Source organism: Pseudomonas sp. WS 5059, from assembly GCF_012985525.1.
Lineage (GTDB): Bacteria > Pseudomonadota > Gammaproteobacteria > Pseudomonadales > Pseudomonadaceae > Aquipseudomonas.
This window is the reverse complement of the sequence record NZ_JAAQWO010000004.1, coordinates 466,475-492,213: the sequence shown is the minus strand read 5'-3', so window position 1 is coordinate 492,213 and position 25,739 is coordinate 466,475. Positions and strand designations below refer to the sequence as shown.

Below are 25,739 nucleotides of genomic sequence, written 5' to 3'. Positions count from 1 at the left end.
ATATCGAGAGTAGCATTAGCCCTGTACCCACTTTATCGCCCTCCCAAGGAGCAACTCATCATGAAACGCCAATTACTGTTCAGTGTTGCACTCTCTGTCCTGGCCACCAGCGCTTTTGCCCTGCCGGCTGCCGAACAAGCCATCCCGCAAGCCAAGGCTGACGCCACGCACATCGGTCAGACCGTTGCCGAAGGTGGTCGCGATCGCCTGGAACAAAAAGGCCTGGTTGAAGGTGGCTCGGACCGTCTGCAAAAACGCGAATTCGTCGCCGAAGGCGGCCGTGATCGCCTGGAACAAAAAGGCCTGGTTGAAGGTGGCTCGGACCGCCTGCAACAACGCGAATTCGTCGCCGAGGGCGGTTCCGACCGTCTGGATGACATGCATAAAGCTACGAGCTAAGCCTGTGCTGGCCCTGAAAAAAGCCCGATCCCCAGAGATCGGGCTTTGACTTTGTGGGATCTGCGCCACCTTTGTCCCGTTACAAGTTCGACGCAGGCAAAGTTGATTTGCTAGAGTGCGTCGCTGTCCTTGTCTACAAAGCCCACCCGCCAATGCTGCCCCGCGCCGAACAGAAGCAACAGACCCGCCTTGCCTTGATGGACGCAGCCCGCCATCTGATGGAGGGTGGCCGAGGGTTTGGCAGCCTGAGCCTGCGCGAAGTGGCCAAGAGCGCTGGCATCGTGCCCACCGGCTTTTACCGACACTTTGCCGATATGGACCAATTGGGCCTGGTGCTCGTCAGTGAGGTCGGCCAGACCTTCCGTGCCACCATCCGCCTGGTACGCCACAACGAATTCGTCATGGGCGGCATCATCGATGCCTCGGTACGGATCTTTCTCGATGTAGTGGCGGCCAACCGTTCACAATTCCTGTTCCTCGCCCGCGAGCAATACGGCGGTTGCCTGGCCGTGCGCCAAGCCATCGGCGCCTTGCGCGAAGACATCACCTCGGACCTGGCAGCCGACCTGACGCTGATGCCCAAGCTGCAGCACCTGGATGCCGACGGTTTGCATGTGATGGCCGACCTGATCGTCAAGAGCGTGTTCGCCACCCTGCCCGACATTATCGACCCGCCCGCCGCGGCCTTGCCGGCGCACCTCACGCCCCAGGCCAAGATCACCCAGCAACTGCGCTTTATCTTTATCGGCCTCAAGCACTGGCAAGGCCTGGGCAGCACCGAATAGGCCGGTCAGCGCAGCGCCTGGAAACGCTTGGCGGTGGTGTAGTTTTTCTTCCAATAGCTGTTGGCCAGTGAGTCGATGCGGATGCTCTTGCCCTTGCGCGGCGAATGAATGAACTTGCCCTCGCCCACATACAGGCCGACATGGCTGACCTGGTTGCGTCCATTGGCCCTGAAAAACACCGCATCGCCCGGTTGCAGCGCGTCACGCTTGATCGTCGCCGCCGTTGACCGGTGCATCGCCGCTGTGGTGCGCGGGATGACAATGTTGGCCTCGGTCTTGAACAGATAGACCAGCAAGCCGCTGCAATCGAACCCCTGGTCCTGAGAGCTGCCGCCCCATTTGTAGGCGGTGCCGAGCAATTGGTGGGCGCGGTCGACTACATTCTCGATGCTCGGCTGCGGCACGGCCTGTAGCGAGGCACTGAAGGGGGCCAGTGAGGTGTGGCGCTTGTTGAGGTTGGCCGAAGCCGATGACGTGACGCCAAACAGGCCGACCATCACTACACATAAAAATGACTTGAACATGATAAACAACGCAGTGGATTAAACACGGGGTGCAATCCTAGTGAAGCGATGCGAAGCAAGATGAACGGCAAATCCAAGATGGTCGTAGGACAAATCCCAAATCACCCCTAGCTATAAATAGCCCCGGCCAAATCGCCCAATTCAGGTGCCATCGCCCCCTGCGGCGCACCAAAATAGATCACTCCAACCTCCTGCCACCGCCCCGTTTAGTGGCGCAATGCCCAGAACCTACGGCCATTTCCTACGCGAAGCGTGGTTGGCAAGCCCCTTGCTCTAGCCTGTTTATCGCTCATTGCTGGAAGCTTCCCGATGCTGGTCATCCACCGCCGAATTGCGCCCCAAGCCACCTGGGCCGCGGAGTTGCTGCTGAACTTCGAAGCCCGCAGCAAAAGCCGCCTGCGCTGTTTCAGTGCCGAGGGTGAAGATGTCGGCTTGTTTCTGGAGCGCGGCCAGCCGCCGCTCTACGATGGGGAATTCCTACAAGCTGAAGACGGACGTGTCGTACGCGTCTGCGCACGCCCTGAACAACTGCTGCACGTCACCTGCAGCAGCGCCTTTGAACTGACCCGTGCGGCCTATCACCTGGGCAACCGGCATGTGGCCCTGCAAGTGGGGGACGGCTGGCTGCGCCTGCTCGATGACTACGTGCTCAAGGCCATGCTGGAGCAACTGGGGGCCCATGCCGCAACCCTCGAAGCGCCGTTCCAGCCCGAGCACGGTGCCTACGGTGGCGGTCATCATCACTCGCGCCACGGTGACGAAGACTTCAACTACCCGCCCAAACTGCATCAGTTCGGCGTGCGCCTGTGAACCCGGCCTGGGCGCTGCTGCGTCTGGCCAGTCCGCAATTGCCGATTGGCGGCTACAGCTATTCCCAAGGCCTGGAAATGGCCGTGGACAATGCCCGTGTCAGCGATGCCGACAGCGCCCGACGCTGGATCAGCGACCAACTGTTGCTCAACCTCGCGCGCTTCGAAGCGCCGCTGTTGCTTGCCCATTGCCAGGCGGCAGCTGCCCAGGACTGGGTGGGCCTGCGCCAACTGTGTGAAGAACACCGCGCCAGCCGCGAAACCCGCGAGCTGTTCCAGGAGAGCCGGCAAATGGGCTACTCCCTGCAACAACTGCTCAACGGCCTGCCGGAACTGGATGACGCGGCGCGGCGCTTTCTCGACATCACCCACGAACCCCATCTGGCCCTGGGCTGGGCACTTGCCGCACGAGCCTGGGCGATCAGCCCCGACGATGCCCTGGCCGCCTGGCTGTGGAGCTGGCTGGAAAACCAGTTGGCCGTGCTGATGAAGACCCTGCCCCTGGGCCAACAGGCCGCCCAACGCCTGACCAGCGAACTGCTGCCGTTGCTGCAACAAGCCCAGCAGGACGCCAGCCAGCGCGATCCCCACCACTTTGGCAGCGCCGCGTTCGGCCTGTCCCTGGCATGCATGGCCCACGAGCGCCAGTACAGCCGCCTGTTCCGTTCCTAGGAGAACCCCATGAACACACAACCTTTGCGCGTCGGTATCGGCGGCCCCGTTGGCTCCGGCAAGACCGCCCTGACCCTGGCGCTGTGCCTGGCCCTGCGTGATCGCTACAACCTGGCGGTGGTCACCAACGACATCTACACCCGCGAAGACGCGGACTTTCTGGTACGCAACCAGGCCCTGGCGCCCGAACGCATCATCGGCGTAGAAACCGGCGGCTGCCCGCATACGGCGATTCGCGAAGATGCGTCGATCAACCTCGAAGCGGTGGATCAACTGAACCGGCGTTTTCCCGGCCTCGACCTGATCCTGGTGGAGTCGGGCGGTGACAACCTATCGGCCACCTTCAGCCCAGAACTGTCGGACCTGACCATCTATGTGATCGATGTGTCGGCCGGCGACAAGCTGCCACGCAAGGGCGGGCCGGGGATCTGCAAGTCGGACCTGCTGGTGATCAACAAGATTGACCTGGCGCCGCTGGTCGGTGCTTCGCTGGAACTGATGAACAGCGACACCCAGCGCATGCGCGGCGGCAAGCCGTTTGTCTTCAGCAACCAGAAAACCGGGGTCGGCCTGGAAGAAATCGTCGCCTTTATCGAACGCCAGGGCCTGCTGACCGCAGCCTGATCCCCTTACCAAGGAGCTGTTTATGAGCCTCAACAAACTGTTTGCCGCCGCCGCCCTGCTACTGGCCCCGGCCCTGGCCCTGGCCCATCCGGGCCACGGCGACAATGGCCTGGTGGCCGGTATCAGCCATCCCCTCGGCGGGCTGGACCATTTACTGGCGATGCTGGCCGTCGGCCTGTGGGCGGCACAGCAACAAGGCGCGGCGCGTTGGGCGCTGCCGTGTACGTTTGTCGGCACCATGCTGATCGGTGGCTTGCTGGGTTTTGAAGGGTTGGCCTTGCCGGCCCTGGAGAGCGGGATTGCCGCGTCGGTGCTGGCCCTGGGCCTGGCAGTGGCCTTGGCGATCCGCCCGCCGGTGGCGGTGGCCGTGGCCGCAACAGCCGTGTTTGCCCTGTTTCATGGCGTGGCCCATGGCCTGGAGCTGCCGGACATGACCAGCCCTTGGGCGTATGCGGCCGGGTTCGTCGGGGCGACGGCGGTGCTGCATGCGGCCGGGTATGCGCTGGTGCGTTTCCTGCCGGCTGCGGCGGCACCGCTGGTGCGGGTGGCCGGTGCGGCTTCGGCGGCGACGGGGGTTTGGTTGCTGGCGGGCTGAGTCTGGCGGCGCCTGTAAGGTACTCATCGCAGGCAAGCCAGCTCCTACATTTGACCGAGTTCTACCTTTGGAATGGGGTCGAATGTGGGAGCGGGCTTGCTCGCGATAGCGGTAGCAAAACCACCGCAGCCCCCAAGCCTGCTACCATGCGCGGCAAACACCCCTGCCGTGACGACGCCAGCCGATGCCCATCGCTCCAAGCTCTGCCAACAAGCCTCAATTGAACGCTGTGCTCACGCACTTCAACGACCTGATCGTGCCGCTCTGGCAGGGTCCGGGCTGGAATGCCGAGTTGGCGCTGCCCTATGAGGCGCTGGATGCCGATCACCGCCCGTTGCCCCCGCAACGCTACCGCGCCATGGCCTGTGCCCGACAGTTGTATGTGTTTGCCAGCCTGATCGGCGCGCCGGGCAAGGACTTTGCCGAAGAACGCGCCGCGACGCTGTTTCGCTCGCTGCAACGGCACTTTCATGACGCCGAGCACGGCGGCTGGTTCTACAGCATCGACCCCCACGGCCAGCCGCTGGACAAGCGCAAAGACCTGTATACCCACGCGTTTATCATCTTCGCCTGCGCCCATTACTGGGCCAAGGTTCGCGAGCCGTTGGTGGAGTCGGTGCTCAATGCCGCCCTGGAAGTGGTCGCCGAGCGCTTTGCCACGGGCGACGGCCTGTATGAAGCGGTCCTGGAGCGTAACTGGTCGTCCCTCAAGTCCGGCCCGCTGCAGAACCCGCTGATGCACCTGGCCGAGGGCTTCCTCGCCACCCTCGCAGTGCGTGAAGATGCGGCGGTGCAACAGGCCCTGCTGGCACTGGCGACGGCCATGCAGCGACGCTTTATCGAACGCCAGCATGGCGTAATGATGGAAAAGCCCCTGGGGGCTGTGGATAACTGGTTCGAGCCGGGGCATCAGTTTGAATGGTTCTTCCTGCTGGAGTCCTCGCCCCTGCTGCGCGGCACTGCGCTGCATGCCTCGCTGAGCCGGGCATTCGCCTATGCCGAGCAAACCGGTGTGGATAACCTCAGTGGCGCGGTCAGCGGCATGTTGGCGCTGGACGGCAGCGTGCGTGACGCCACCCAGCGCATCTGGGCCCAGGCCGAGTACCTGCGCGCACTGACCTTGCGCCCGGGCAGCGCGGCAGTGCTGGAGCGCCAGTTGCTGGCGTTGCAGCAGCATTTTTTACATGCCAAGGGCTGGAATGAGTGCCTGGATGCCAAGGGTGAGGTGAGCCGGCGGGATATGCCGTCGACTACGCCTTACCATTTGGCGACCTGCTATCAGGCGTTGAGCGAGTTTCTCGGCTGATCTTTCTGGCCCCATCGCAGGCAAGCCAGCTCCCACACTTGAAGGGGTTCACCCATCAACAATGTGGGAGCTGGCTTGCCTGCGGTAGCCTCACCTCGGTCTAACGGCCGATCAAGCAATCCACTTGCGGTCCCCAGTAAAGCTGATCGTCAACCACCGCGCCTTGTCCGGCGCGCCCAGCCCTGTGGATATCTCTTCGCGCAGCCCGTCGAGCGTCGCGACCTTATCCACCGGGTAGTCCGCCGGCAGCACCACATGAATCTCGATAAACCGCGCCCGCCCGTGCTTCTGCACGTAGGACACGTAGTCGTCGAAACCATGCCGGGCCTGGGCCGCGTCCATCACTTCGCGCACTTTGTCGTCCAACTGGTCGGGGGCAATTCCCAGCACATCGCGCAAGGCCGGGCGCAAGATCTTCAACGCCGGCGCCAGCATGCTCAGGGCCAGCAGGATCAGGATCAAGGGGTCGACGTACACCGCCCACTCGCCATAGCCCTGGGACTTGAGCAGCAGCGCGGCCAGGAAGCTCACCAGCAGGCCCACGGAGAGCATGGCGTCTACCAGCCAACTGATGTTGTCGAACTGGATCAGCGACGACTGCAGCTTGCGGTTGCGGTGCCGCACATAGAAGAAGTAGGCGAACTCGACCACGGTAAACACCGCAGCGTAGATGATCACCAGCCCCAACTCGATCTCGCGCCCGCCATTGATAATGCCGAACACCCCGTTGAGAAACGCGTAGATGGCGATCAACAGCAGGAAACTGCCTTCGATCAGCAACACCATCGGCTCCAGGTGCCAGTAGCCGAACTGGAAGCGGTCGTTGCTTTTCTTGGCGATCAGCTTGGCCGTGATCAGCATCAGCACCTTGATAAAGGTCGCGATCAGCGAGAAAAAGCCGTCGAATAAAATGGATTGGGCGCCTGATATCACACCCGTGACAATCCCGGCGATCGCCACGGCGAACATCAGGATGGTCGATTGTTTGAGCAGTGCCTGCTCACCTCGGTTACTCACATATCCTCCTGTCAAAACCTTTAAACCGCTGGGTGCGGTGGGGTTTTCAGGAGTGGAGTGTACCTTATGCCGCCTTTTGGCCGATTTGCCGCCTTCGCGAGCAAGTCGAATCGGCGGTGCAGCGATTCGACTTGCTCACGAAACAGGCGACGCGGTCTCAAGCCTTACTTGGCCCCACGCTCAATCGCAAACCCAGCCCAGGTCTGGCTTACCGGCATCAGCTCCAGGCGGTTGATGTTCACGTGCGCCGGGGTGTTCATCACCCAGAAGATGGTGTCGGCAATGTCCTGCGGCTGGATCGGCTCGGCGCCAGCGTAGGTGGCGTCGTAACGCGCCTGGTCACCGCCAAAGCGCACCAGGGAGAACTCGCTCTCGCACAGGCCCGGCTCGATGTTGGTCACGCGCACGCCGGTGCCTTGCAGGTCGCAGCGCAGGTTCAGGGAGAACTGTTTGACGAACGCCTTGGAGCCGCCATACACGTGGCTGCCCGGGTACGGGTAGTTGCCGGCGATGGAGCCCAGGTTGACGATCCCGGCGCCACGGCCATGGGCGATCAGGCGCGGCAGCAACAGGCTGGTGGTGGTCAGCAGGCCCTTGATATTGGTGTCGACCATGGTCTCCCAATCGTCGAGGCTGCACTTGGGCGCCGGGTCGGTGCCCACGGCCAGGCCCGCGTTGTTGATCAGCCCGCGTAGCTTGCTGAACGACGCCGGCAGGTTGGCAATCGCCTCCTCCATGCCCTTGCGGTCACGCACGTCCACTACCAGGCCATGCACCTCGGTTTGCTTGGAAAGCTCTTCGACCAGGGCATTCAAGCGCTCGGCACGTCGACCGGTGAGCACCAGTTTCCAGCCAGCCTCGGCAAAGCGACGGGCACAGGCTTCGCCGAAACCTGAGGTTGCGCCAGTAATAAACAGCGTGTCGGACATGGTGTTCTCCTTGCGGGCATCGAGAAAAAATCAGCCAGCAGAATGCCCTTACGCCGCCGTCGCGGCAACCGCTATGCACACAACTTGAAGCACATCTGGTCAATTTTTAACCACCACAGGCAAAGCCTTATAAAACGTGGCACGCAGCCATGTGCGCGCAGGTTATCCACAGCTGCGCCCACAGTCTTTGGGGGCAAGTGCAAAACCCTCCAGGCCGCTGTGTACAAGGCTTTCAGGGCGATTCAAAAAGTTTTTTGCTTGACCTTGGGCGGCCCATATGTAGGCCCATGGGGGAGGACGCGCCAGGAGGCATGGCTCCAGGCCAGTAAATCCGGCCCCTGCACACGTCTTTCCAGAGTTTAACCACAGACTTATCCACAGGCTTGCAGGTCATGTTCCGGTCATATACCTGTGTCTATGAACAGGTTGACAAAACCTGCGGCACCTCCCGAAAAAGCCCCTGATCAAAAAACAGCCACCACGCTGTAAGCCCCGTAGATAAAGGCGTACAGCCAGCTACTCCCATGTTACCCACAGCCGGTTCCACAGTGGATGGGGACAAGTCATTTGTGTGACAAAACAGGGATTTGCGGCGGCTATATGTCGCGCTTTGGGAGGTGTGTGGATTTGTTTTCCACAATTTGCCGGAAGGCCTGCGGACTACCGAAAAATGTAGGCGCCCGCTTTATGTGGAAGCCGGGCTTGCCCGCGATGGCAGCACCTCGGTGTACCTGAAATACCGAGGTGTCTGCATCGCAGGCAAGCCAGCTCCCACACAAGCCGGCGCCTAGGGTGATGGCGGGTTAGTGCCCGCCGAGGTAGGCGTTGCGCACTTCCTCGTTCACCAGTAGCTCCTTGCCACTGCCGGTCAAACGGATTTCGCCGTTGACCATCACATACGCCCGGTCAGACAGGCGCAGCGCGTGGTTGGCGTTCTGCTCCACCAGGAAGATGGTCATCCCGGTGGCCGCCAGTTCGCGCAAGGTGGCAAAGATCTGCTTCACCACAATCGGTGCCAGGCCCAGGCTCGGCTCATCGAGCAGCAACAGCTTGGGCCGGCTCATCAACGCCCGGGCAATGGCGAGCATTTGCTGCTCGCCACCGGACATGGTCATGGCCCGCTGGTTACGCCGCTCCTTGAGCCGTGGAAACAGCTCGAACATGCGCTGCATATCCTCGCTGGCGTGCTTGTCGCCAATGGGGATGGTGCCCATCAGCAGGTTTTCCTCGACGGTCATGTCGGGGAACACCCGCCGCCCTTCCGGGGACTGGGCGATGCCGTTGGAGGCGATGTAGTGGGACGACTTGTGGGTAATGTCCACGCCCTGGTAGAGGATCTGCCCGGACTCGGCACGCGGCTGGCCGAAGATCGACATCAGCAGCGTGGACTTGCCCGCGCCGTTGGAGCCGATCAGGCTCACGGTTTCGCCCTCGTCGATGTGCAGCGAGACTTTCTTCAGGGCCTGGATCGGGCCATAGAACACGTCCAGGTCCTTCATTTCGAGGATAGGCGTCGTCATACCAGCTCCTCCTCATCGGCGCCCAGGTAGGCCGCGATCACTTTCGGGTCGTTACGGATCGCTTCCGGCCCGCCCTCGGCAATGACGTTGCCGTGGTCCAGCACCACGATGTGGTCGGAAATACTCATCACCATGCCCATGTCGTGCTCGATCAGTACCACTGTGAGGTCGTGTTCGTCGCGCAGCAGGCGAATCATCGCACTGAGGGCTTCGGTTTCCTGGGGGTTGAGGCCAGCTGCCGGTTCGTCCAGGCAGATGATCTGCGGCCGGGTGCACATGGCACGGGCGATTTCCAGGCGGCGCTGCTGGCCGTAGGACAGCTCGCCAGCCAGGCGGTTGGCGCAGTCCACCAAATCCACCACTTCCAGCCAGTAAAAGGCGTGGTCCAGTGCGTCGCTTTCTGCCTTGCGGTAGCCCTTGGTGTTGAGAATGCCCGCCAGCATGTTGCGGTTGACCCACATGTGCTGGGCCACCAGCAGGTTTTCCACCACCGACATTTCCTTGAACAGGCGAATGTTCTGGAAGGTACGGGCCAGGCCTGCGCGGTTCACCAGGTGGGTGCCGCCGAACATCTTGTAGTACACCCGACTGAAAAAGCTCTTGGGCGACACGAAGTCGGTAGGCTTGAAGCGCTCGCCGAGCAACTGGATCACGTTGGTCTGCTTGCCGCGGATGTTGAGTTCGATCTTGCCGCCACTGGCCGTATAAAAGCCGGTCAGGCAGTTGAACACCGTGGTCTTGCCGGCGCCGTTGGGGCCGATCAGGGCGAAGATCGAGTTGCGTTCGACCTTGAGGCTCACATCGCTCAAGGCCTTGATGCCACCGAAGTGCATCATCAGGTGTTCCACGTTGAGGACAACTTCCTTGCTCATGGCGCTACCCCCTTGCGTGGTGTCACACCGGTACGGCTGATCCGGATCAGGCCCCGTGGCCGCCAGATCATCATCACCACCATCAACACGCCAAACAGCAACACCCGATACTCGGAGAAGCTGCGCAGCAGTTCAGGCGCCACGGTCAGCACGAACGCGGCAATGACCACGCCCACCGTCGAGCCCATGCCACCCAGTACCACGATGGCGAGGATCAGCGCCGACTCGAAGAAGGTGAACGAAGACGGGTTGACGAAGCCCTGGTAACTGGCAAAGAACACCCCGGCCAGGCCGGCCGTCGAAGCGCCGATGGTGAAGGCCGAGAGCTTGACCAGTACGTGGTTCAGGCCCATGGAACGGCAAGCAATTTCATCCTCGCGCAAGGCTTCCCAGGCGCGGCCCACTGGCATGCGGGTCAGGCGATGCTTGATGTACAGCACCAGCAGCACCACCAGAAACAGCACGATGTAGATGAACAGGAACTTCACGTTGGGGTTGTAGGCGATGCCGAAGAACTCATGGAACGGCACCCCGCCCTCCTTGGCACGCCGGCCGAACTCCAGGCCGAGGAACGTCGGCGATGGCACCGGCATACCGTTTGGCCCGCCGGTAAACGACAGCCAGTTATTGAGCACCAGGCGGATGATTTCACCAAAACCCAGGGTCACGATGGCCAGGTAGTCACCGTGCATTCGCAACACCGGGAACCCGAGGATGCACCCCGCCAGTGCAGCAGCAATGGCCGCCAGCGGCAGCACCGTCCAGAACCCCAGCCCGAGGTATTGGTAACCCAGGGCCAGGCCGTAGGCGCCGATGGCGTAGAACGCCACGTAACCCAGGTCAAGCAGCCCGGCCAGGCCGACCACGATGTTCAGGCCCAGACCCAGCAACACGTAGATCAGCCCGAGGATCACCACGGTCAGCAGGTATTTGTTGGCGAAAAAAGGAAAGACAATGGCGATCACGATCAGCGCCGGGATGATCCAGCGCAGCCGCGACTTGTAGTCCGGCGCCAGCACATGCACGCCAGAGCCCGAGCTTTCAAAACCCTGGAGAATCTTCAAGCCCTTGGGGGTTTGCAGGAACAGGCTCATGAGCAGGCGACCGGCCATGACGATGGCCACCAGCAAGCCGACGCGGGCCGGTTCCAGGTTGAAGCTGTAGCCGTCCAGGACCACGCCGACGATGGGGCCGAATACGATCAGGGAAATCAGCCCGGCGAGGACCGCATCGACCACACTTTTCTTGATATCGATAGATTTGGCAGCAGACATGTTTACACCTTCGCCACGAGCGGGCGACCAAGCAGGCCCTGGGGACGGAAAATCAGAATCACCACCAGCAGGGAGAAACTGAACACGTCTTTGTAGTCAGAGTTGATCAACCCCGAGAACAGCGACTCGGAAATCCCCAGGATAATCCCGCCCAGCATCGCCCCAGGCAGGGAGCCGATGCCGCCGAGTACCGCTGCGGTAAATGCCTTGATGCCGATGATAAAGCCGGCATAGAAGTCGAACGTGCCGTAGTTCAGGGTGATCAGCACACCGGCCAGGGCCGCCATGGCGGCACCGATGACAAACACGTAGGAGATCACGCGGTCGGTGTTGATCCCCAGGATCGAGGCCATCTTGCGGTCTTGCTGGGTCGCGCGGCACATGCGGCCGAGCTTGGTGTACTTGATGATGTAGGTCAGCAGCGCCATGCCGGCAAAGGCCGCGACCAGGATGAAGACCTTGGTGTAGGTCAACTGTACGAACCCGGTGCCGATATCGACGCGCCAGGCGCCGGCCAGCAGGGTGGGAATGCCTTGTTGCTTGGCGCCCTGGGCGATCTGCGCGTAGTTCTGCAGGATCAGCGAGATCCCGATGGCGCTGATCAGCGGGGCCAGGCGAGTGGAGTTGCGCAACGGTTTGTAGGCGACACGCTCGATGACCCAACCATAGACGCCGGTGACGACGACGGTGAATATCAGGGTGCCGAGAATGAGCAGCGGGAAGGATTCGAGGCCGAAATAAGCCAGCAGTGCCAGACTGATCGCCGCGAGGTAAGCGGAAATCATATAAACCTCGCCATGGGCGAAGTTGATCATGCCAATGATGCCATAGACCATTGTGTAGCCGATGGCGATCAGGCCATAGACCGACCCGAGGGTCAGGCCGTTGACCAGTTGCTGCAGGAAAATACCATCCATAACGCAATCTCACGCGGTGAGAACCTGCACACCCTTGGGCGTGCGGCCCTTCTGGAGGAAAAAACAGATCTGGTGCCGGACGCAATGGCCCGGGCAACCGCGATCCAGTGTGGGAGCTGGCTTGCCGGCGATAGCGGTCTCACATTCAACACAGGTGCTGGCTGTCAGTCCGTCATCGCGGGCAAGCCCGGCTCCCACAAGGGGTCGGTGGTGGCTGGTTGATTACTTCTGCTTTTCCAACTGGTGGTACTTGCCGTCCTTGTCCCACTGGTACACCACGTAGTCGGAGACCTTCAGGTCACCCTTGGTATCCCATTCCTTCTTGCCCATCACGGTTTGCACCGGGTTGGCCTTGAGCCACTTGGCCGCGTCTTCGCCCTTGTTGGACTTGGCGCCGTTGAAGCCGGCCGCCAGGGCCTGGATCGAGGCGTAGGCGTACAGGGTGTAGCCTTCAGGCTCGGTGCCATTTTTGCGGAACTCTTCCACCACGGCCTTGCTGTCTGGCAGCAGGCGCGGGTCGGCGCCGAAGGTCATGTAGACGCCATCGACGTATTGCGCACCACCGGCGGTCGCCACCAGTTCGTCGGTCACCACACCATCGTCAGACATGAACTTGACGTCTTTGAGGCCCGCTTCACGGATCTGGCGCACCAGTGGGCCGGCTTCCGGGTGCAGGCCGCCGAAGTACACGACATCGGCGCCCAGCGAACGGATCTTGGTCACCAGGGCGCTGAAGTCTTTCTCGCCACGGGTCAGGCCTTCTTCGAGCACCGGCTTGACGCCGCGCTTGGTCAGTTGGGCTGCGGTGGCATCGGCCAGGCCTTTGCCGTAGGTGTCCTTGTCGTTGATGACCGCAACTTTCTTGCCCTTGAGCACGTCGACGATGTAGTCGCCGGCCACGATGCCCTGCTGGTCATCCCGCCCGCACATGCGGAACATGGCGCCCAGGCCACGCTCGGTCACTTGGGGGTTGGTGGAGCCAGGAGTGATTGCGATGATGCCCGCTTCGTCGTACACCTCGGAGGCTGGAATGGTGTTCGACGAGCAGAAGTGCCCGACCACGCCGATCACTTTGTCCTGGTCGGCCAGGCGGTTGGCCACGGCTACGGCCTGCTTGGGTTCGCACGCGTCGTCACCGGCCACCAGCTTGATCTGCTCGCCGTTGATCCCGCCCGCCTTGTTGATCACATCGGCCGCCGCCTGGGCACCTTTCATGTACTGCTCACCGAAGGCAGCGTTGGCACCGGTCATCGGCCCCGCCACGCCAATCTTCACATCAGCTTGAACAAACGTAGAAACGCCCAGCGCGGCAGCTACCGCGAGGGCCAGGAAACCTTTCTTGTAAAACGTCTGGGACATGAGTGGTGCTCCGAGTTTTTTGTTGAATGGGCACTGCAATTTCACTTCAAACTTTCACTTGAAACCTTCACTGGAAAGCTGAGAGCAAGCGGCGTGCCATTGCGTTTTTATATTTCAAAAAGACACGGTGTCATTGTTATTACAGGCGTTTCGATGCCTTTTTGGCGGGACGTGCAACCCTCTGGAACGCAGAGGTGCAACCACTGGCCCGAAAGAGTGAAACCTGCCCATTGGACTGATGTCAGCCAGCCATCAAGCGCCCCTTCGAGCATCTGTAACCATGCGCGTAACGGAAGTGCACATTTACAGTGCGTCACTGCTACGACTCGCACCAATACAGATTAGTAGCCGGCTAAGAAAATGCCGGCTTTTGAAGGGTATTTCGCTGATCAGATGACAATTCGCAGGCATTGGCCCGCGTGGTACAGCGAGAATCCGGCCTCGTACAGGCAACTGCGCAGGCCCACGCCGGCCAGCGGCTGCATCGGCGCAAACGGAATCGGCAGGGCCTTGGGGTCCTGGTGGCACAAGTAATCGGCAAATGCCTTGCCCACCACGCTGCCAGTGGTCACCCCACGCCCGTTGTAACCAGTGACTGCCACCAAACCGGGCGCCGGCTCGAAAAGACGCATCAGATGGTCTGGGGTGAAAGCGATGCAGCCGGTCCAGGTGTATTCCCAGTCCACTGCCTTGAGAAATGGGAAATAGTGCTGCTGCACGCGGTCGGCCCAGGCCTTGAGAAACCAGGTGGGTTTCTGGTTGCCATTGCCCAGGCTGCCCAGCAACAACCGCCCATCGGCATCGCGGCGGATGCTGCTCAGTACCTGGCGGGTATCCCAGGAACCCTGGCCGCCCGGCAGGATTTGCTGCGCAGCACCACCGCTCAGGGGCACCGAGGCCACCTGATAGTAATAACCGGGGAAAAAATTGCGCCGCAACTCGGTCCACTCGCCTTCGGTGTAGGCATTGGAGGCGATCACCACTTGTGCAGCCTGCACCGCACCCTGGGCCGTTTGCACAGACCAGGATTGGCCCTGGCGCTCCAGTTGGGTCACCGGTGAATGATCGAACAACTGCCCACCCAGGCCCACTGCGGCATTGGCCAGGCCACTGGTGTAGGCCATCGGGTTCAAGGTGCCGGCACGCCGGTCGAGCAAGGCGGCGGCGATCTTTTGGGTGCCGGTGGCCTGCTCGCACGCAGCACCGGTCAGCAGCTCCACGGGCGCGCCACGGCGCTTCCATTGTTGCTCGCGGCTGCGCAGGTCGGCTTCGCCACGGGCGTTGTGCGCCATGTGCAACGTGCCCTCGCGGCGCAGTTGGCAATCTATCCTGTACTTGTCGATCAGGCTGAACACCAGGGACGGCGCTGCGCCAAGCATCCGGTTGAGCTGGCTGCCCACCGCCGTGCCGAAACCAGCCTCGATCTCATCCGGAGGGATCCACATCCCGGCGTTGACCAGCCCCACGTTGCGCCCCGAACCACCATGGCCGGTGCGATGGGCCTCCAGCACGCAGACACTTTTACCTTGCTCCAGCAGGTGGATGGCCGCCGACAAACCGGTGATACCGGCGCCGATCACACACACATCCACCTTGACCTCGCCCTTGAGGGCGATGCGATCCGGCCGGCCAGGGGTCAGTTGTTCCCACAAACACGCTTCGCGTAATGGCATTGCCAGACTCCGGGATCTAACAAACAACTCTTATTCTGAATTGCGAACCCAATCGAATGTGGGAGCTGGCTTGCCAGCGATGACGATGGTGAATTCAATACCGCTATCGCCGGCAACCCAGCTCCCACATTGACCGCATTTCGGCTGGAGGCTCAGTCGAAGGTAATGCCCTGGGCCAACGGCAGCTCCAGCGAATAGTTCACGGTGTTGGTCTGCCGGCGCATGTATCCGCGCCAGGCATCCGAACCCGATTCACGCCCGCCACCGGTTTCTTTCTCGCCGCCAAACGCGCCACCGATCTCCGCGCCACTCGGCCCGATATTGACGTTGGCGATCCCGCAATCACTGCCCACCGCCGACATGAACTGCTCGGCCTCGCGCACATCGGTCGTAAAGATGCACGACGACAGGCCTTGCGGCACGGCGTTGTTCAAACGCAGCGCCTCGGTGAAGTCCTTGTAGCCCACTACATAGAGAATCGGCGCGAAAGTTTCGCTGCACACTACATCGCTCTGCTCAGGCATTTCGACGATGGCCGGCGCCACGTAGTAAGCGTTGGGGAACTGGTCCTGCAGCTGGCGCTTGCCGCCAAACACCTTGCCGCCTTCGCTCAGGGCCTGCTCCAGGGCGTCCTGCATGTTTTCAAAGCTGTGCTTGTCGATCAGCGGGCCGACCAGATTGCCTTCCAGAGGATGGCCGATGCGCACCTTGGAATACGCGGCCTTTAGGCGCGTGACGATTTCATCCTTGACCGACTCGTGGGCGATCAGCCGGCGCAGGCTGGTGCAGCGCTGGCCTGCGGTACCGACCGCGCTGAACAGGATGGCGCGCACGGCCATGTCCAGGTCGGCGCTGGGGCCGAGGATCATCGCGTTATTGCCGCCCAACTCCAGAATGCTGCGGGCAAACCGCGCGGCAACCTTGGGCGCCACTTCGCGGCCCATGCGCGTGCTGCCAGTAGCGCTGATCAGCGCCACGCGCGGGTCGTCCACCAGGGCGGCGCCGGCATCGCGCCCGCCAATGACCACCTGGCTGAGGTACTGTGGTGCATCGCTGAAGTTTTTCGCCACCCGCTCGAACAAGGCCTGGCAGGCCAGTGCGGTGAGCGGGGTCTTTTCCGAGGGTTTCCAGATCACCGCGTTGCCGCACACCAGCGCCAGCGCGGTATTCCACGCCCACACTGCGACCGGGAAGTTGAAGGCGCTGATCACGCCCACCACGCCCAGCGGGTGCCAGGTTTCACGCATATGGTGGCCAGGGCGCTCGGAGGCGATGGTCAGGCCATACAACTGGCGCGACAGGCCCACGGCGAAGTCGCAGATATCGATCATTTCCTGCACTTCCCCCAGGCCTTCCTGGGTGATCTTGCCGGCTTCCCACGACACCAACTCGCCCAGGTCGGCCTTGTACTCACGCAAAAGGTCGCCGAACTGGCGCACCAGTTCACCGCGACGGGGCGCCGGCACCTTGCGCCAGGCGTCGAATGCATGCTCGGCACGACTGACCTGCTGCTCGACCTCGGCGGCGCCTTCCCAGTGCACACTGGCAATGCGGCTGCCATCGATAGGGGAATGCACGGGCTGTTTCCCCGCCTGGTACAACGCCGGGTCTACCCCCAGACGATCAAGCAATGCGGCAACCATGGGTCACTCCTTCAATCCATCAACAAAAAATGCGCCGCAGCCCGCACGACGATCCAGGCCTTATTTGTAGCTGGCCCAGGACTTGCCAACAAACGACGATTAGGCGAGATATCATTCCGTTTATTCATGCAAAACAAAAAGAGGCATGCCGTGCTCAATAAAAGACATTTGCCCTCGATCACCGCGCTGCAATGCTTCGAGGCCGTGACCCGCCACCTGAGCTTCACCCGTGCCGCCGAGGAGCTGAACCTCACGCAGAGCGCCGTCAGCAAGCAGGTCGCGCAATTGGAAGAGTTGCTGCAGCACCTGCTGTTTCGCCGGGTGCGTCGGCGCTTGCAGATGACCCCGGCGGGCGACCTGTACCTGGTGGAAGTGCGCAAGATCCTGAGCCAGGTGGAGATGTCGACCCACTACCTGCGCTCCTACGGAGGCGAGACCGAAGTACTACGGGTGTCCACGCCCTACACCTTTGGCGCGCGCTGGCTGGTGCCACGTCTCAAGGGCTGGCGCCTGCGCCACCCGCAGATCCACCTGGACCTGTGCAACGAACAGACGCCAGACGAGTTGCTGCAAGGCAAGGCCGACCTGGCCTTCTACTTCGGCGCAGGCGCAAGGCCCGGCACCGAGAGCCTCAAGCTGTTCAGCGAGGAACTGGTGCCGGTGTGCGCCCCCGAGAGCCTGCCGGCCCTGCCCTTGCGCGACCCGACGCAACTGAGCGAACTGGTGCTGCTGCAAAACGCCTCACGCCCCCAGGGCTGGCACGACTGGTTCGCCAGCCTCGGCTACCAGACCGAACACAGCTACCACGGGCCGCGCTTTGACACCTTCTATATGTGCATCCGCGCCGCCCAGGTGGGCTGTGGCGTGGCGCTCCTGCCGCGTTTTCTAGTGGAAGAAGAGCTGGCAGACGGCAAGTTGGTGATCCCCTGGCAGCACGCACTGCCCAGCCAGGACGCGTACTACCTGGCGTACCCGGAGCATTCGGCGGAGGTGCCCAAGGTGCGGGATTTTGTGAAGTGGATGATGGAGCAGAAGTGAGCAAAGTGTCTGCGGCTAGAGCGGGATAGCAAACCATCCGCAGCAAGCCCCGCTCTCCAAAACCACTACCGATCAATCTGCGCATAGGGCACCTCTACAGCGCCCTCACTCAGAAATATCTGCTGCGGCAAGGTGAAGTCACGCAATTGCAGCAAGGCCAACGGCCCTGCGCCTAGTTCCGTGCGCAGGTTCCAGGTCAGGCTTGCGCCGTCTGGGGCCTTCAGCACCATACGATAGTGGCTGTCACCATCGTCCAGATGCGTGATTTGGGCTTTTTCCAGCAGGCGGATCAGGCCCCAAGTGCCCTGGAAGTCGCCGAACAGACGCTCGCCGGTATGAATGCTGGTCCAGCTCAGGCTGGCCCCCGGGTGGTCGCTGCGGCCCGGCCAGTTGAAGCGCTGCCAGATTTCGCGCTGGTTGAAATACTGGTGCTGTTCGCCATTGAGCACGAAGGTGGTTTGCACTACATCACGCACCGGTTTGCCTTGTAGATCGAAACTCAAGCCCATGCCGCCATCGGTGTAGATCACATCCGCCAAATGACTGAGCTGGTTGATCGCCGCCAGGAACTGCGGGTTGAAACGCAACCCCTGGCTGTGACGCGGATCGGCCACCCAACGACTGCCTTCCTTGCGCAATACGCCGCGCAGTTGGCGTTGCAAAAACTGCTCGATGCGCCCGGAGTCGGCGCGGATCATCTGCCCCAGCATCGGCAACGAGGAGTCGCTGGCGGTGTTTGCAAAAGGGTAACGACCGGCGAAGGCGCCTTGCCAGTCGGTGACCACCGCCCGTTGCCATTGATTGTTGAGCCCTGCCGCTGACGGTTGCAGCACCCGTTGCCAGGCTTGCTGCAACGGCTGCACGAACAGCGTCTGGCCGACGCCACCCCACTCCGCGCCCAGGCTGGAGGCAATCAGGCTGCCGTAAGACTGGGTATCTGTCAGGTCGACGCTTTTGCCCTGAAATACGGTCTGCGCCAAGGCCTGGGTCATTTCCTGCGGGTCGGGCGCATTGCTCACTTGCTGCAATTTCAAACGTACCCGCGTGACCCGAGTGAGAAACGCTTGCAGGCTCAACCGGTCGTTATCAGCCTTGCCCTCCGGGTCTTTGCCCAGCAACATCAGCAGCGGACCGAAGGTGGCATCCAGCGGGCTACGTGGCGTCTGAGTTTGCTGGTCGATCACCGGCACCTTGTCCTGGTCGATCAGCTTTTGTGCGGACTTGATCAGCGAGTCGGCCAATGCCTGCGTACGCGTCCCGGCTTGGCCCTGATAGGCCAGGGTGTTCATCAGTACAATCAACGGCGACTGGCGCACATCGGTCATCAGGGTTAACTGGTCGATCACATCGGGCAGGCTGTCAGCCTGATGCCAGCGCAAGGTGTTGAGAAAATCCAGCCAGGCATTGGCGTAGTCCAAAAAGTAACGCTCGGTAAGACGCTCCTTGAGCACCTCCGGCGTCAACTCAGCGGCGATGTCGGTTTGCTTGTCGCTGAGCACCCAGTCAATTTCCTCGCGGCGCGCCTCGGCGATTTCGTCGATGGCCTGGCGCACTTGGCCTTCCCAGGCTTGGCGGGTGAACACGCCCGGCACGCTGGCTTCGGTGTAGAACAGCGCCAGGACGTCGGTCTCACCGACCATGTTTTGCACCCCCATGTCAGGGTATTGGTTAGCAGCCAGGTCGAGGACTTGCTGGTACAGGCTGGTCTCGGCATTACGCTGGCCCAACTGGCCGAGCAGCACTTGCCGGGTCAGTGCTACCAGCGTCGGGTCAGCCTTGATGGCCCATTCAGGATGCGCCGCCAGATGCTCGCCATAGAACTGCCACAGCGTTGGCGACAGACCTTGCCACAGCCCCGGCGATACGCCAACGCGCGACGGCTCGGCGTTGCTCAAGGCTTTGGTCAGAAAGACCGCATTGGCTTTTTGCGGGCGTGCCAGCATCAGATACGCCTTCAATTGCTCGTAGGCACTCTGAGCCCGCTCGGCCCGTTGCTCGCTGCCCGGTGGCAGGCTGATCAAGGCGTTGAGCTGGCGCTGCAAATTGGCCGCCGCCGGGTCACGCATCAAACGGTTGTTGGCTTCGACATAACGCGGCCACACCACCTCGAACAAATCCGGGTTCCGGTTCAGACCGAAACGTTGATACCAGGGCACACCGTGTTCGGCGCGATAATCCAGGCGGGAGAGTTCGCGCACCAGGTCATTGAGCGCAGTCAGTTGCGCATCGCCGTTGCCCGGCTGCTCCAAGGTCGCCAACGAGGCCTGCACCTGGGCAATCTGCATCCGGTTGCTGACAAACGACAGCAACAGACCGGCGCCCCACAGCGTCGCCAGTCCCAGCATCAATACATAGGCGACACGCGGAACACTCCAGCCCAGCCGACGGCCACTGGCTTTATCGTCCAGCACGCCGTGCCACACCGGCGCGGCCGGCCAAACATGTTGAGCATCGCGCTGAGTACGCTGCACCGGCAGGCTGAACCACAACCCGCGTAACGGCACGCCACGGGCAAACTCACCGGCCAGAGGGGCCAGCGTGTGACGCCAACGGGCAATTCCCTCGCCCTGTAAGTCCCGCGACAGGCGTAGCAGGAAGTCATGGCTCATCTCACCATTCATCTGCGCCAGGCCCTCGCGGCGCAATGGCTCCAGCAACCGAGACAGAGAGGTTTCCAACGCCGCCGCCGTTAAACGTGCAGGCAACAGGCAACCGACCGGGCGTGCCTTGCGAGTAGCCTGAGACCATGCGCTGTCGCAGACATGCCACAGGTGCAACGGCAACTGCCAGCTCAGGCTGCGGGCCAGGCGCTGCAACTGATGAATGCCCGCCGCGATTGCGGCATCATCGGCGGCCTGGGTGTTGTTCAGCGCCCAGACCACGCCGTCCAGTGCGCGCCAGCGGCTGAGGCCAGCCCATTGTGTAGGGAATGATTGGTCCCGCGTCGACTGGGCACTACCGCCCCACAAGAGCACGGTGCCTTGGCCTTCCAGCCAGCGTTTATCGGCCAGGGTCGGGGCTATGGCTTCGACTTGCGCGGGTTCGCCGAGGACCAATAGGAGGCGGACTTTGCGGCGCCAGAAGAAGCCGTAGCATTCGCGCAGGTGCTCGCGCAGCTCTCCTACCTTTGCCGCGTCTGGCGATGTCGGTTCCGGGTTCAATCGCAAGTTCGGCGTCTCAGCGTCCGCCCCCACAACCCGCCGTGCCTGGCGAAGCGCCAGACGATCCCATGCCAGCAAAATGACCGGGCAGAACCAGCAGAGCGCGAACCACAACCCCAGGCCCCACAGCAGTAAGTGCTTGATCGGAATTTTCGGCCAGCCCAGATAGCCGCCACACAAGCCATACAACAGGCCACCGAGCAGCACCAGCAGCGTCATGATCAGTAGATAGCCCAACCCCACGCGCACCAAAGAGCCCTTACCTACGTCTTTAACTGTTGCCATGAGGCACCGCCACTCCAATCGCCAATCGTTTGTTTCCATCCTGGCTCAGCCAACCACAGGGCTGACCCGCCTCTCCCGCCTGCAGCAATGCCAGGGACATCCCGATAAATGGCGCAAGGTGCGCCAGCACGCCCCACTGCCCGGCCAGTTGATGCCCCACCGCTGACCAACCGCCCTCTACAAACGCTGCCTGGCTGGTTTTATCCAGTGCCAGGCAGGTGGTCGGAGGAGATTGCAGCCCGGCGTAACGCTGCATCTGTGTACAGAGTTCGACAGGAGACTCGCTCGCCAGGTATTCACCGCGATGCAACAACTGCCGGCCCTGTCGGCTTGCCCGCCAGAGGAAGCCGGCTTCACCGGTCAGCTCACCCTCGTCTGCGCTCTCCACCGACACCACACCGGCGCACAACAGCCAATCGTTCTCGCCACAGCAATCGCGGTGGAAGGTATCGATCAGGTCATCCAAATCAGTCAGGTTCTGTAATGACAAACGGGCCTCGGGCAACACCACGCCCGCCCGGGCCAGCGCATCAGCGAAAGCAGCCTGGCTGCTCTCATCTCCTACCCATGCAATCGCCCGCAGTTGCGACCAGCCCTCGACCAGCCCTGGGAGCGCCAGGGTCAAGCGAGCCAAATGCCGGGCCAGGGCCGGGGCACGCTCGGTGAGAGCACTCATCGACAACGGACAACGCAACATGAGATGCGTGGCGCCGGGTGTCGCCAAAGGCTTAGACAGCGGGACGTCTTTCATCAAGTTGCGGTAATCGGTTTGCACATCACCCACAGGTCCCAGTAACAACACGTCCTGCACCGGTAGCCCGAGAGAGCGCCATTGCCACCAACGCTGTATGGCGGTCTCCAGCGTACGCAGATACACCGTGCGATTGAACAGCTCGATCTGCCACACCACCACACGCACCGCCAGCACCAACGCCCAGCACAGCGGCAGCACTGCACTCCACAGCCACAGCTCCAGGCGCGGTTGCTCCTGGGGCCACACCAGCAGCAAGACTGCCGACTGCGTCCCCCACAGCAGCACCAACCCCAGCCACCAGCGTCCCCAACGTGGTGCGTCCGGTTCGATAGAGCCAGGGTATTCAGGGGGGCCATTCATGGCGCGACACTCATAAAAGTTGCCGCCAAGGTGCTGACCAACTGGCAACCGCACGCGCAACGATGGCCATCCAGCGCCACAGGTTTGCCGTCCATGGTAGAAATCGAGGTACCTTCAATAATGTGCGTCATGCCATGCAGATTGCAGCGGACTTGATCGTCTACACAGGCCACTGGTTTGCCGAAGGCTTCGTAGTGTCCCGATAACACCTCACCGCCGAAGGGGTGCAATGGGTCGCCCAGCCGTACCAGAGGCATCATGAGACCACCGCCTTCACCTGCTCGACCAAGCTGCCCGTCTTGCGCAACATCGCACTGGTCTGCTCGATACGCTGCATATAGTCATCCAGCGAGATCTGGCGCTTCTGTTCGGCCACCACCTGGCCGATATGGCGGGTCGGTTGCAGGAGTTTCTCGGCGCCCGGCAGGAACGGCATCGCCAAGCCAGTGGCTTTATCGATCACCTGGTAGCCGATAGTCGCCGCCCCAATACCCGCCGCCAGTCCGCCAACACCACCCAATACGCCACGGCGCTTGATGCCATACACCGTAGCCCCGGCAATCATCGCCACGCCCAATATGCGACCGGCGACTACAACCGGAGATAGATCGCGGCTGTTGTCGTTACCGAAATAGGTCATGCGGTAAAAGAAATAACCGGCCCACAACTCCCTCGACTTCAACTTATCGTGCATGAACCAGGCCCGCGAGTCGTGTATCTGGTCATCGAACAACGCCACCAGCAGGGCCATGTCAGGGTCTGCACTGGACGTACCTTGAGCATCACGGAACAGTTGCTTACTGCGCTGATCGCCTGCCGTCTTGAGGAAATCATGATCCTTGGACTCGTCATTCTCGTTAAGCAGGAAGACCGCGTCACGTAACACCACATCAGTCACCGTGCCTTGCCAACTGGTCTGCTCGCGCTTCTGCCCCGTGTAGTCGGACTTGAACTCTGCGGCAGCCTGACTGAGCTGGGTCTGGTCGATTGTCGGTTCGTAGATCCGCGGGCCCGGCAGATTAGGGTTTTCCAGTCGTTTACGCGGCATGCCTGCCACTTCTTTTTCATAGTCCTTGCGCTCTTCACTCGCAATGTAAGCCGTGACTTCTTTGGCCTGAGTGAAATACGGCTGGCGTTTGTAGCTGTCGTTATCATCCTTGAGGTCATTAACATAACGGCCAATGCGCCAGCCGGTGATCCAGCCCAATTGATCAGCCAGAGCGTCTTCTACGGTTGTGCTCAGCCTAGGTGGTTTGTACTCCCAGGCAAGGCCATTAATGGACTCCTCGGTTTCGATAACCTGTAGGGTTTTGCTCCGCCAGGCGTTGAAGCGTTCGATTACCTGAAGATTTATATCGAACTCAGTGTTAGTTGCCTCAGACATGACACGCCATAACTTCTGAGTAACCAGCGTTTTAGGCAACACCTCCTCAGGCACCTGCAACGGTGCACCCGCTGCAAAAGCTGCCGCATACAGGTCGTGCAGGACGATCTGTGACATCAATTCATTAGTGCCACCACGAGCTTTGCCCTGGTCATTTTCGGGGTAGCCGCCGCCAACATCGGAGTGCACACCGGGGTAAACCACCTCATAGGTGTTGGCCGGATACTGGCCGTTCTCGTTCCGGATCGAATCTAGCGGGAAGCATGAGCGCTGCTCAAAGCCGGCGACAAAATGTCGGCAACACTTGACCAGCTTCGGGAAGCGCTGTGCATCCGGCAATAACTGGGTGTCATCGGCCCAATCCATGTGCCCGGCGAAAAACGGGGCCGCATGGGCGATGCCCACCGAGGCCACGGTGTCCAGCACACCGAGAAATTCGACGCTCACGGGTAAGCCCGCCAGTTCTTGAACAGGTTGCTCGGCGCCCTCAGGGGTGTCGAACAACTGGCTCAGCCAGGTGACAAAAGTACGGGCCTCGGCTGCTCCTCGGGAGAAGCCGTACACAAACAGTTTGACCCCCAGCACGCGAGGCTTGGCCAATTCCGTTTTGGCCTGCAAGGGGGCCAATAACTCGTTCATCGTCCGCCGCCGGTTACCTTGACCTAGGGCACTCATCAGAGGCGCCTTCAAGGTGCTCATGGCCTGGACCTTGGTTTTGGCAATAGCCCTATCAATTTCTTTCTTATCGTTAAGCGCGAAAGACAGGGCACTGGCTACCTGCACCAACGCCCAGTTGATGCGATCCTCACCACCAGTGGCATATTTCAGCCCGCCTTCGCTGTAATCCAGTTCACCAATTTCGGGAAACGGAGTACCGACACCCGGCATGTAATAAGAAAAATAGCCTTTGCTCTTGGCATCATTGTCTTGAATCGACGCATGATAGAGTTTGGCGATATTACTGGGGTGGTTACTCTTGGTATCGTTACTGTCGTTATTGTTGGTGCCATCGAAAAATAGACTGATATGCAGACTATGACAGCAGTCGGAATGCCGCTTCTGCCCTCTGGAATTAACCCCCTGACGGTAACGGCTCTCCTCGAAAGTTTGTTTATTGTAATTGGCGGCCACCACCGAAGTTATCGTCGGCAAACGACCACTTACAGGAAAAACCGGAGGAGCCCAAGCTTTAGCTATGGAATTGCTTTTCATTTCGGACATACAGCGGGCTCCTTCATTTGCTTAGGCTCTTTAATCGGGTTGTTCGGCGAGCCGTAGCCCCAGCAAGAAGTTGTGACTTTGACCTGATTACAGACTAAAAAATGCACCTTAAGATCACAAGACTCTGTACCTGGCCACTCCGGAATTTCCACTGTGACTCTATGGTGCTGATAATTGGCTTTATGTTTAGCTTGTGCGGCTCGATAGCCATCAGTTCCTAACGGCGGCCATTTTGAGTAAGCAAAAGGGTCAGGGTCGACTTCCCACTCGACATTAGCCTTCAAACCAGGTCGCCACTTAGTCGGCATGATGATGCAGCACGAACTCCCGCCTCCTCCATGGGCCCTGTAACCATTGACCGAAAACCAATTGATTGCACTCAAGGTATGGTTGACGGCCTGTATATTTCCGGCCGCCATTTCGTTATCCGCAGAGGAACATCCGAATAGCATTAAGGCCAACAAGCCACACAACCCTTGCATCAGAAATTTTCTCATCATTAATTTCATAGCCTTAAACCTCCCTGACCACAACCAAACTAAAAATGTTGCGCACGTAAATAAATAGTCACTCCAAGGTTTGTTTTTGTAATTGGCGGTCACCACCGACGTCTCGGAA

The 25,739-nt window shown here is 60.9% G+C and carries 23 protein-coding genes; 8 read left to right on the top strand and 15 right to left on the bottom strand.

Annotated features, from left to right (window positions below):
* The first annotated feature begins 60 nt into the window (after positions 1 to 60).
* Positions 61 to 399, top strand: coding sequence for a hypothetical protein (locus HBO12_RS14550; RefSeq protein WP_170042488.1), 339 nt, complete (start codon positions 61 to 63; stop codon positions 397 to 399).
* Between the two features lie 152 nt (positions 400 to 551).
* A complete protein-coding gene (locus HBO12_RS14545) occupies positions 552 to 1,184 on the top strand; it encodes a TetR family transcriptional regulator (protein ID WP_076961541.1) in 633 nt (210 codons plus the stop codon).
* A 5-nt stretch (positions 1,185 to 1,189) separates the two neighbouring features.
* Here the strand turns inward: HBO12_RS14545 and HBO12_RS14540 are convergent, their stop codons facing one another.
* Entirely contained in the window at positions 1,190 to 1,708 is a 519-nt protein-coding gene (locus tag HBO12_RS14540; RefSeq protein WP_170042486.1) for a C40 family peptidase, read from the bottom strand.
* A 309-nt stretch (positions 1,709 to 2,017) separates the two neighbouring features.
* Between HBO12_RS14540 and ureE the strand changes: the two genes are divergently transcribed.
* From ureE to HBO12_RS14515, 5 genes are all read left to right on the top strand, one after another.
* Positions 2,018 to 2,518, top strand: coding sequence for an urease accessory protein UreE (gene ureE, locus HBO12_RS14535; protein ID WP_170042484.1), 501 nt, complete (start codon positions 2,018 to 2,020; stop codon positions 2,516 to 2,518).
* Positions 2,515 to 3,189, top strand: coding sequence for an urease accessory UreF family protein (locus tag HBO12_RS14530; protein WP_170042482.1), 675 nt, complete (start codon positions 2,515 to 2,517; stop codon positions 3,187 to 3,189). The genes ureE and HBO12_RS14530 overlap by 4 nt, the downstream gene beginning before the upstream one ends.
* Before the next feature lie 9 nt (positions 3,190 to 3,198).
* Positions 3,199 to 3,813 (top strand): urease accessory protein UreG, encoded by a 615-nt coding sequence (gene ureG, locus HBO12_RS14525; protein WP_003217431.1) that lies wholly within the window; start codon positions 3,199 to 3,201, stop codon positions 3,811 to 3,813.
* Positions 3,814 to 3,835: 22 nt separating this feature from the next.
* Positions 3,836 to 4,408, top strand: a complete 573-nt coding sequence (locus tag HBO12_RS14520; protein WP_169952144.1) for a HupE/UreJ family protein — start codon at positions 3,836 to 3,838, stop codon at positions 4,406 to 4,408.
* 184 nt (positions 4,409 to 4,592) lie between these two features.
* Positions 4,593 to 5,714: an AGE family epimerase/isomerase gene (locus HBO12_RS14515; protein WP_169952146.1), complete on the top strand. Its 1,122-nt coding sequence runs from the start codon at positions 4,593 to 4,595 to the stop codon at positions 5,712 to 5,714.
* A gap of 111 nt (positions 5,715 to 5,825) precedes the next feature.
* Here HBO12_RS14515 and HBO12_RS14510 read toward each other — a convergent pair whose 3' ends face one another.
* The 9 genes from HBO12_RS14510 to amaB all read right to left on the bottom strand — a co-directional run bounded on the left by HBO12_RS14510 (position 5,826) and on the right by amaB (position 16,918).
* Positions 5,826 to 6,731 carry a cation diffusion facilitator family transporter gene (locus tag HBO12_RS14510; protein ID WP_169952148.1) on the bottom strand — a complete coding sequence of 302 codons (906 nt, stop codon included), beginning with the start codon at positions 6,729 to 6,731 and terminating at the stop codon, positions 5,826 to 5,828.
* A gap of 164 nt (positions 6,732 to 6,895) precedes the next feature.
* Entirely contained in the window at positions 6,896 to 7,660 is a 765-nt protein-coding gene (locus tag HBO12_RS14505) for an SDR family oxidoreductase (RefSeq protein WP_169952150.1), read from the bottom strand.
* Positions 7,661 to 8,463: 803 nt separating this feature from the next.
* A complete protein-coding gene (locus tag HBO12_RS14500; protein ID WP_029300502.1) occupies positions 8,464 to 9,180 on the bottom strand; it encodes an ABC transporter ATP-binding protein in 717 nt (238 codons plus the stop codon).
* Positions 9,177 to 10,052, bottom strand: a complete 876-nt coding sequence (locus HBO12_RS14495) for an ABC transporter ATP-binding protein (protein WP_029300504.1) — start codon at positions 10,050 to 10,052, stop codon at positions 9,177 to 9,179. The genes HBO12_RS14500 and HBO12_RS14495 overlap by 4 nt, the downstream gene beginning before the upstream one ends.
* Entirely contained in the window at positions 10,049 to 11,326 is a 1,278-nt protein-coding gene (gene livM / locus HBO12_RS14490) for a high-affinity branched-chain amino acid ABC transporter permease LivM (protein ID WP_169952152.1), read from the bottom strand. The genes HBO12_RS14495 and livM overlap by 4 nt, the downstream gene beginning before the upstream one ends.
* 2 nt (positions 11,327 to 11,328) lie before the next feature.
* Positions 11,329 to 12,243 carry an ABC transporter permease subunit gene (locus HBO12_RS14485; protein WP_029300506.1) on the bottom strand — a complete coding sequence of 305 codons (915 nt, stop codon included), beginning with the start codon at positions 12,241 to 12,243 and terminating at the stop codon, positions 11,329 to 11,331.
* 222 nt (positions 12,244 to 12,465) lie between these two features.
* Entirely contained in the window at positions 12,466 to 13,602 is a 1,137-nt protein-coding gene (locus HBO12_RS14480) for a branched-chain amino acid ABC transporter substrate-binding protein (protein ID WP_104911477.1), read from the bottom strand.
* A 389-nt stretch (positions 13,603 to 13,991) separates the two neighbouring features.
* Entirely contained in the window at positions 13,992 to 15,275 is a 1,284-nt protein-coding gene (gene amaA, locus HBO12_RS14475) for an L-pipecolate oxidase (RefSeq protein ID WP_170042481.1), read from the bottom strand.
* Between the two features lie 152 nt (positions 15,276 to 15,427).
* Positions 15,428 to 16,918, bottom strand: a complete 1,491-nt coding sequence (gene amaB / locus HBO12_RS14470) for an L-piperidine-6-carboxylate dehydrogenase (RefSeq protein ID WP_170042479.1) — start codon at positions 16,916 to 16,918, stop codon at positions 15,428 to 15,430.
* A 150-nt stretch (positions 16,919 to 17,068) separates the two neighbouring features.
* Between amaB and HBO12_RS14465 the strand changes: the two genes are divergently transcribed.
* Positions 17,069 to 17,956 (top strand): LysR substrate-binding domain-containing protein, encoded by an 888-nt coding sequence (locus HBO12_RS14465; protein ID WP_169952161.1) that lies wholly within the window; start codon positions 17,069 to 17,071, stop codon positions 17,954 to 17,956.
* 65 nt (positions 17,957 to 18,021) lie between these two features.
* Here the strand turns inward: HBO12_RS14465 and HBO12_RS14460 are convergent, their stop codons facing one another.
* The 5 genes from HBO12_RS14460 to HBO12_RS14440 form a co-directional block, all read right to left on the bottom strand.
* Positions 18,022 to 21,402 (bottom strand): ImcF-related family protein, encoded by a 3,381-nt coding sequence (locus HBO12_RS14460; protein ID WP_170042477.1) that lies wholly within the window; start codon positions 21,400 to 21,402, stop codon positions 18,022 to 18,024.
* Entirely contained in the window at positions 21,389 to 22,372 is a 984-nt protein-coding gene (locus HBO12_RS14455; RefSeq protein ID WP_170042567.1) for a hypothetical protein, read from the bottom strand. Before HBO12_RS14455 ends, HBO12_RS14460 begins: the two co-directional genes overlap by 14 nt.
* A 140-nt stretch (positions 22,373 to 22,512) precedes the next feature.
* Complete coding sequence (locus HBO12_RS14450; protein WP_170042475.1) at positions 22,513 to 22,776, bottom strand: PAAR domain-containing protein; 264 nt, start codon at positions 22,774 to 22,776, stop codon at positions 22,513 to 22,515.
* A complete protein-coding gene (locus tag HBO12_RS14445; protein WP_170042474.1) occupies positions 22,773 to 25,121 on the bottom strand; it encodes a T6SS phospholipase effector Tle1-like catalytic domain-containing protein in 2,349 nt (782 codons plus the stop codon). The genes HBO12_RS14450 and HBO12_RS14445 overlap by 4 nt, the downstream gene beginning before the upstream one ends.
* On the bottom strand, positions 25,109 to 25,630 hold the full coding sequence (locus tag HBO12_RS14440; RefSeq protein ID WP_170042566.1) for a DUF3304 domain-containing protein: 522 nt from the start codon (positions 25,628 to 25,630) through the stop codon (positions 25,109 to 25,111). The genes HBO12_RS14445 and HBO12_RS14440 overlap by 13 nt, the downstream gene beginning before the upstream one ends.
* Positions 25,631 to 25,739: the final 109 nt, after the last annotated feature.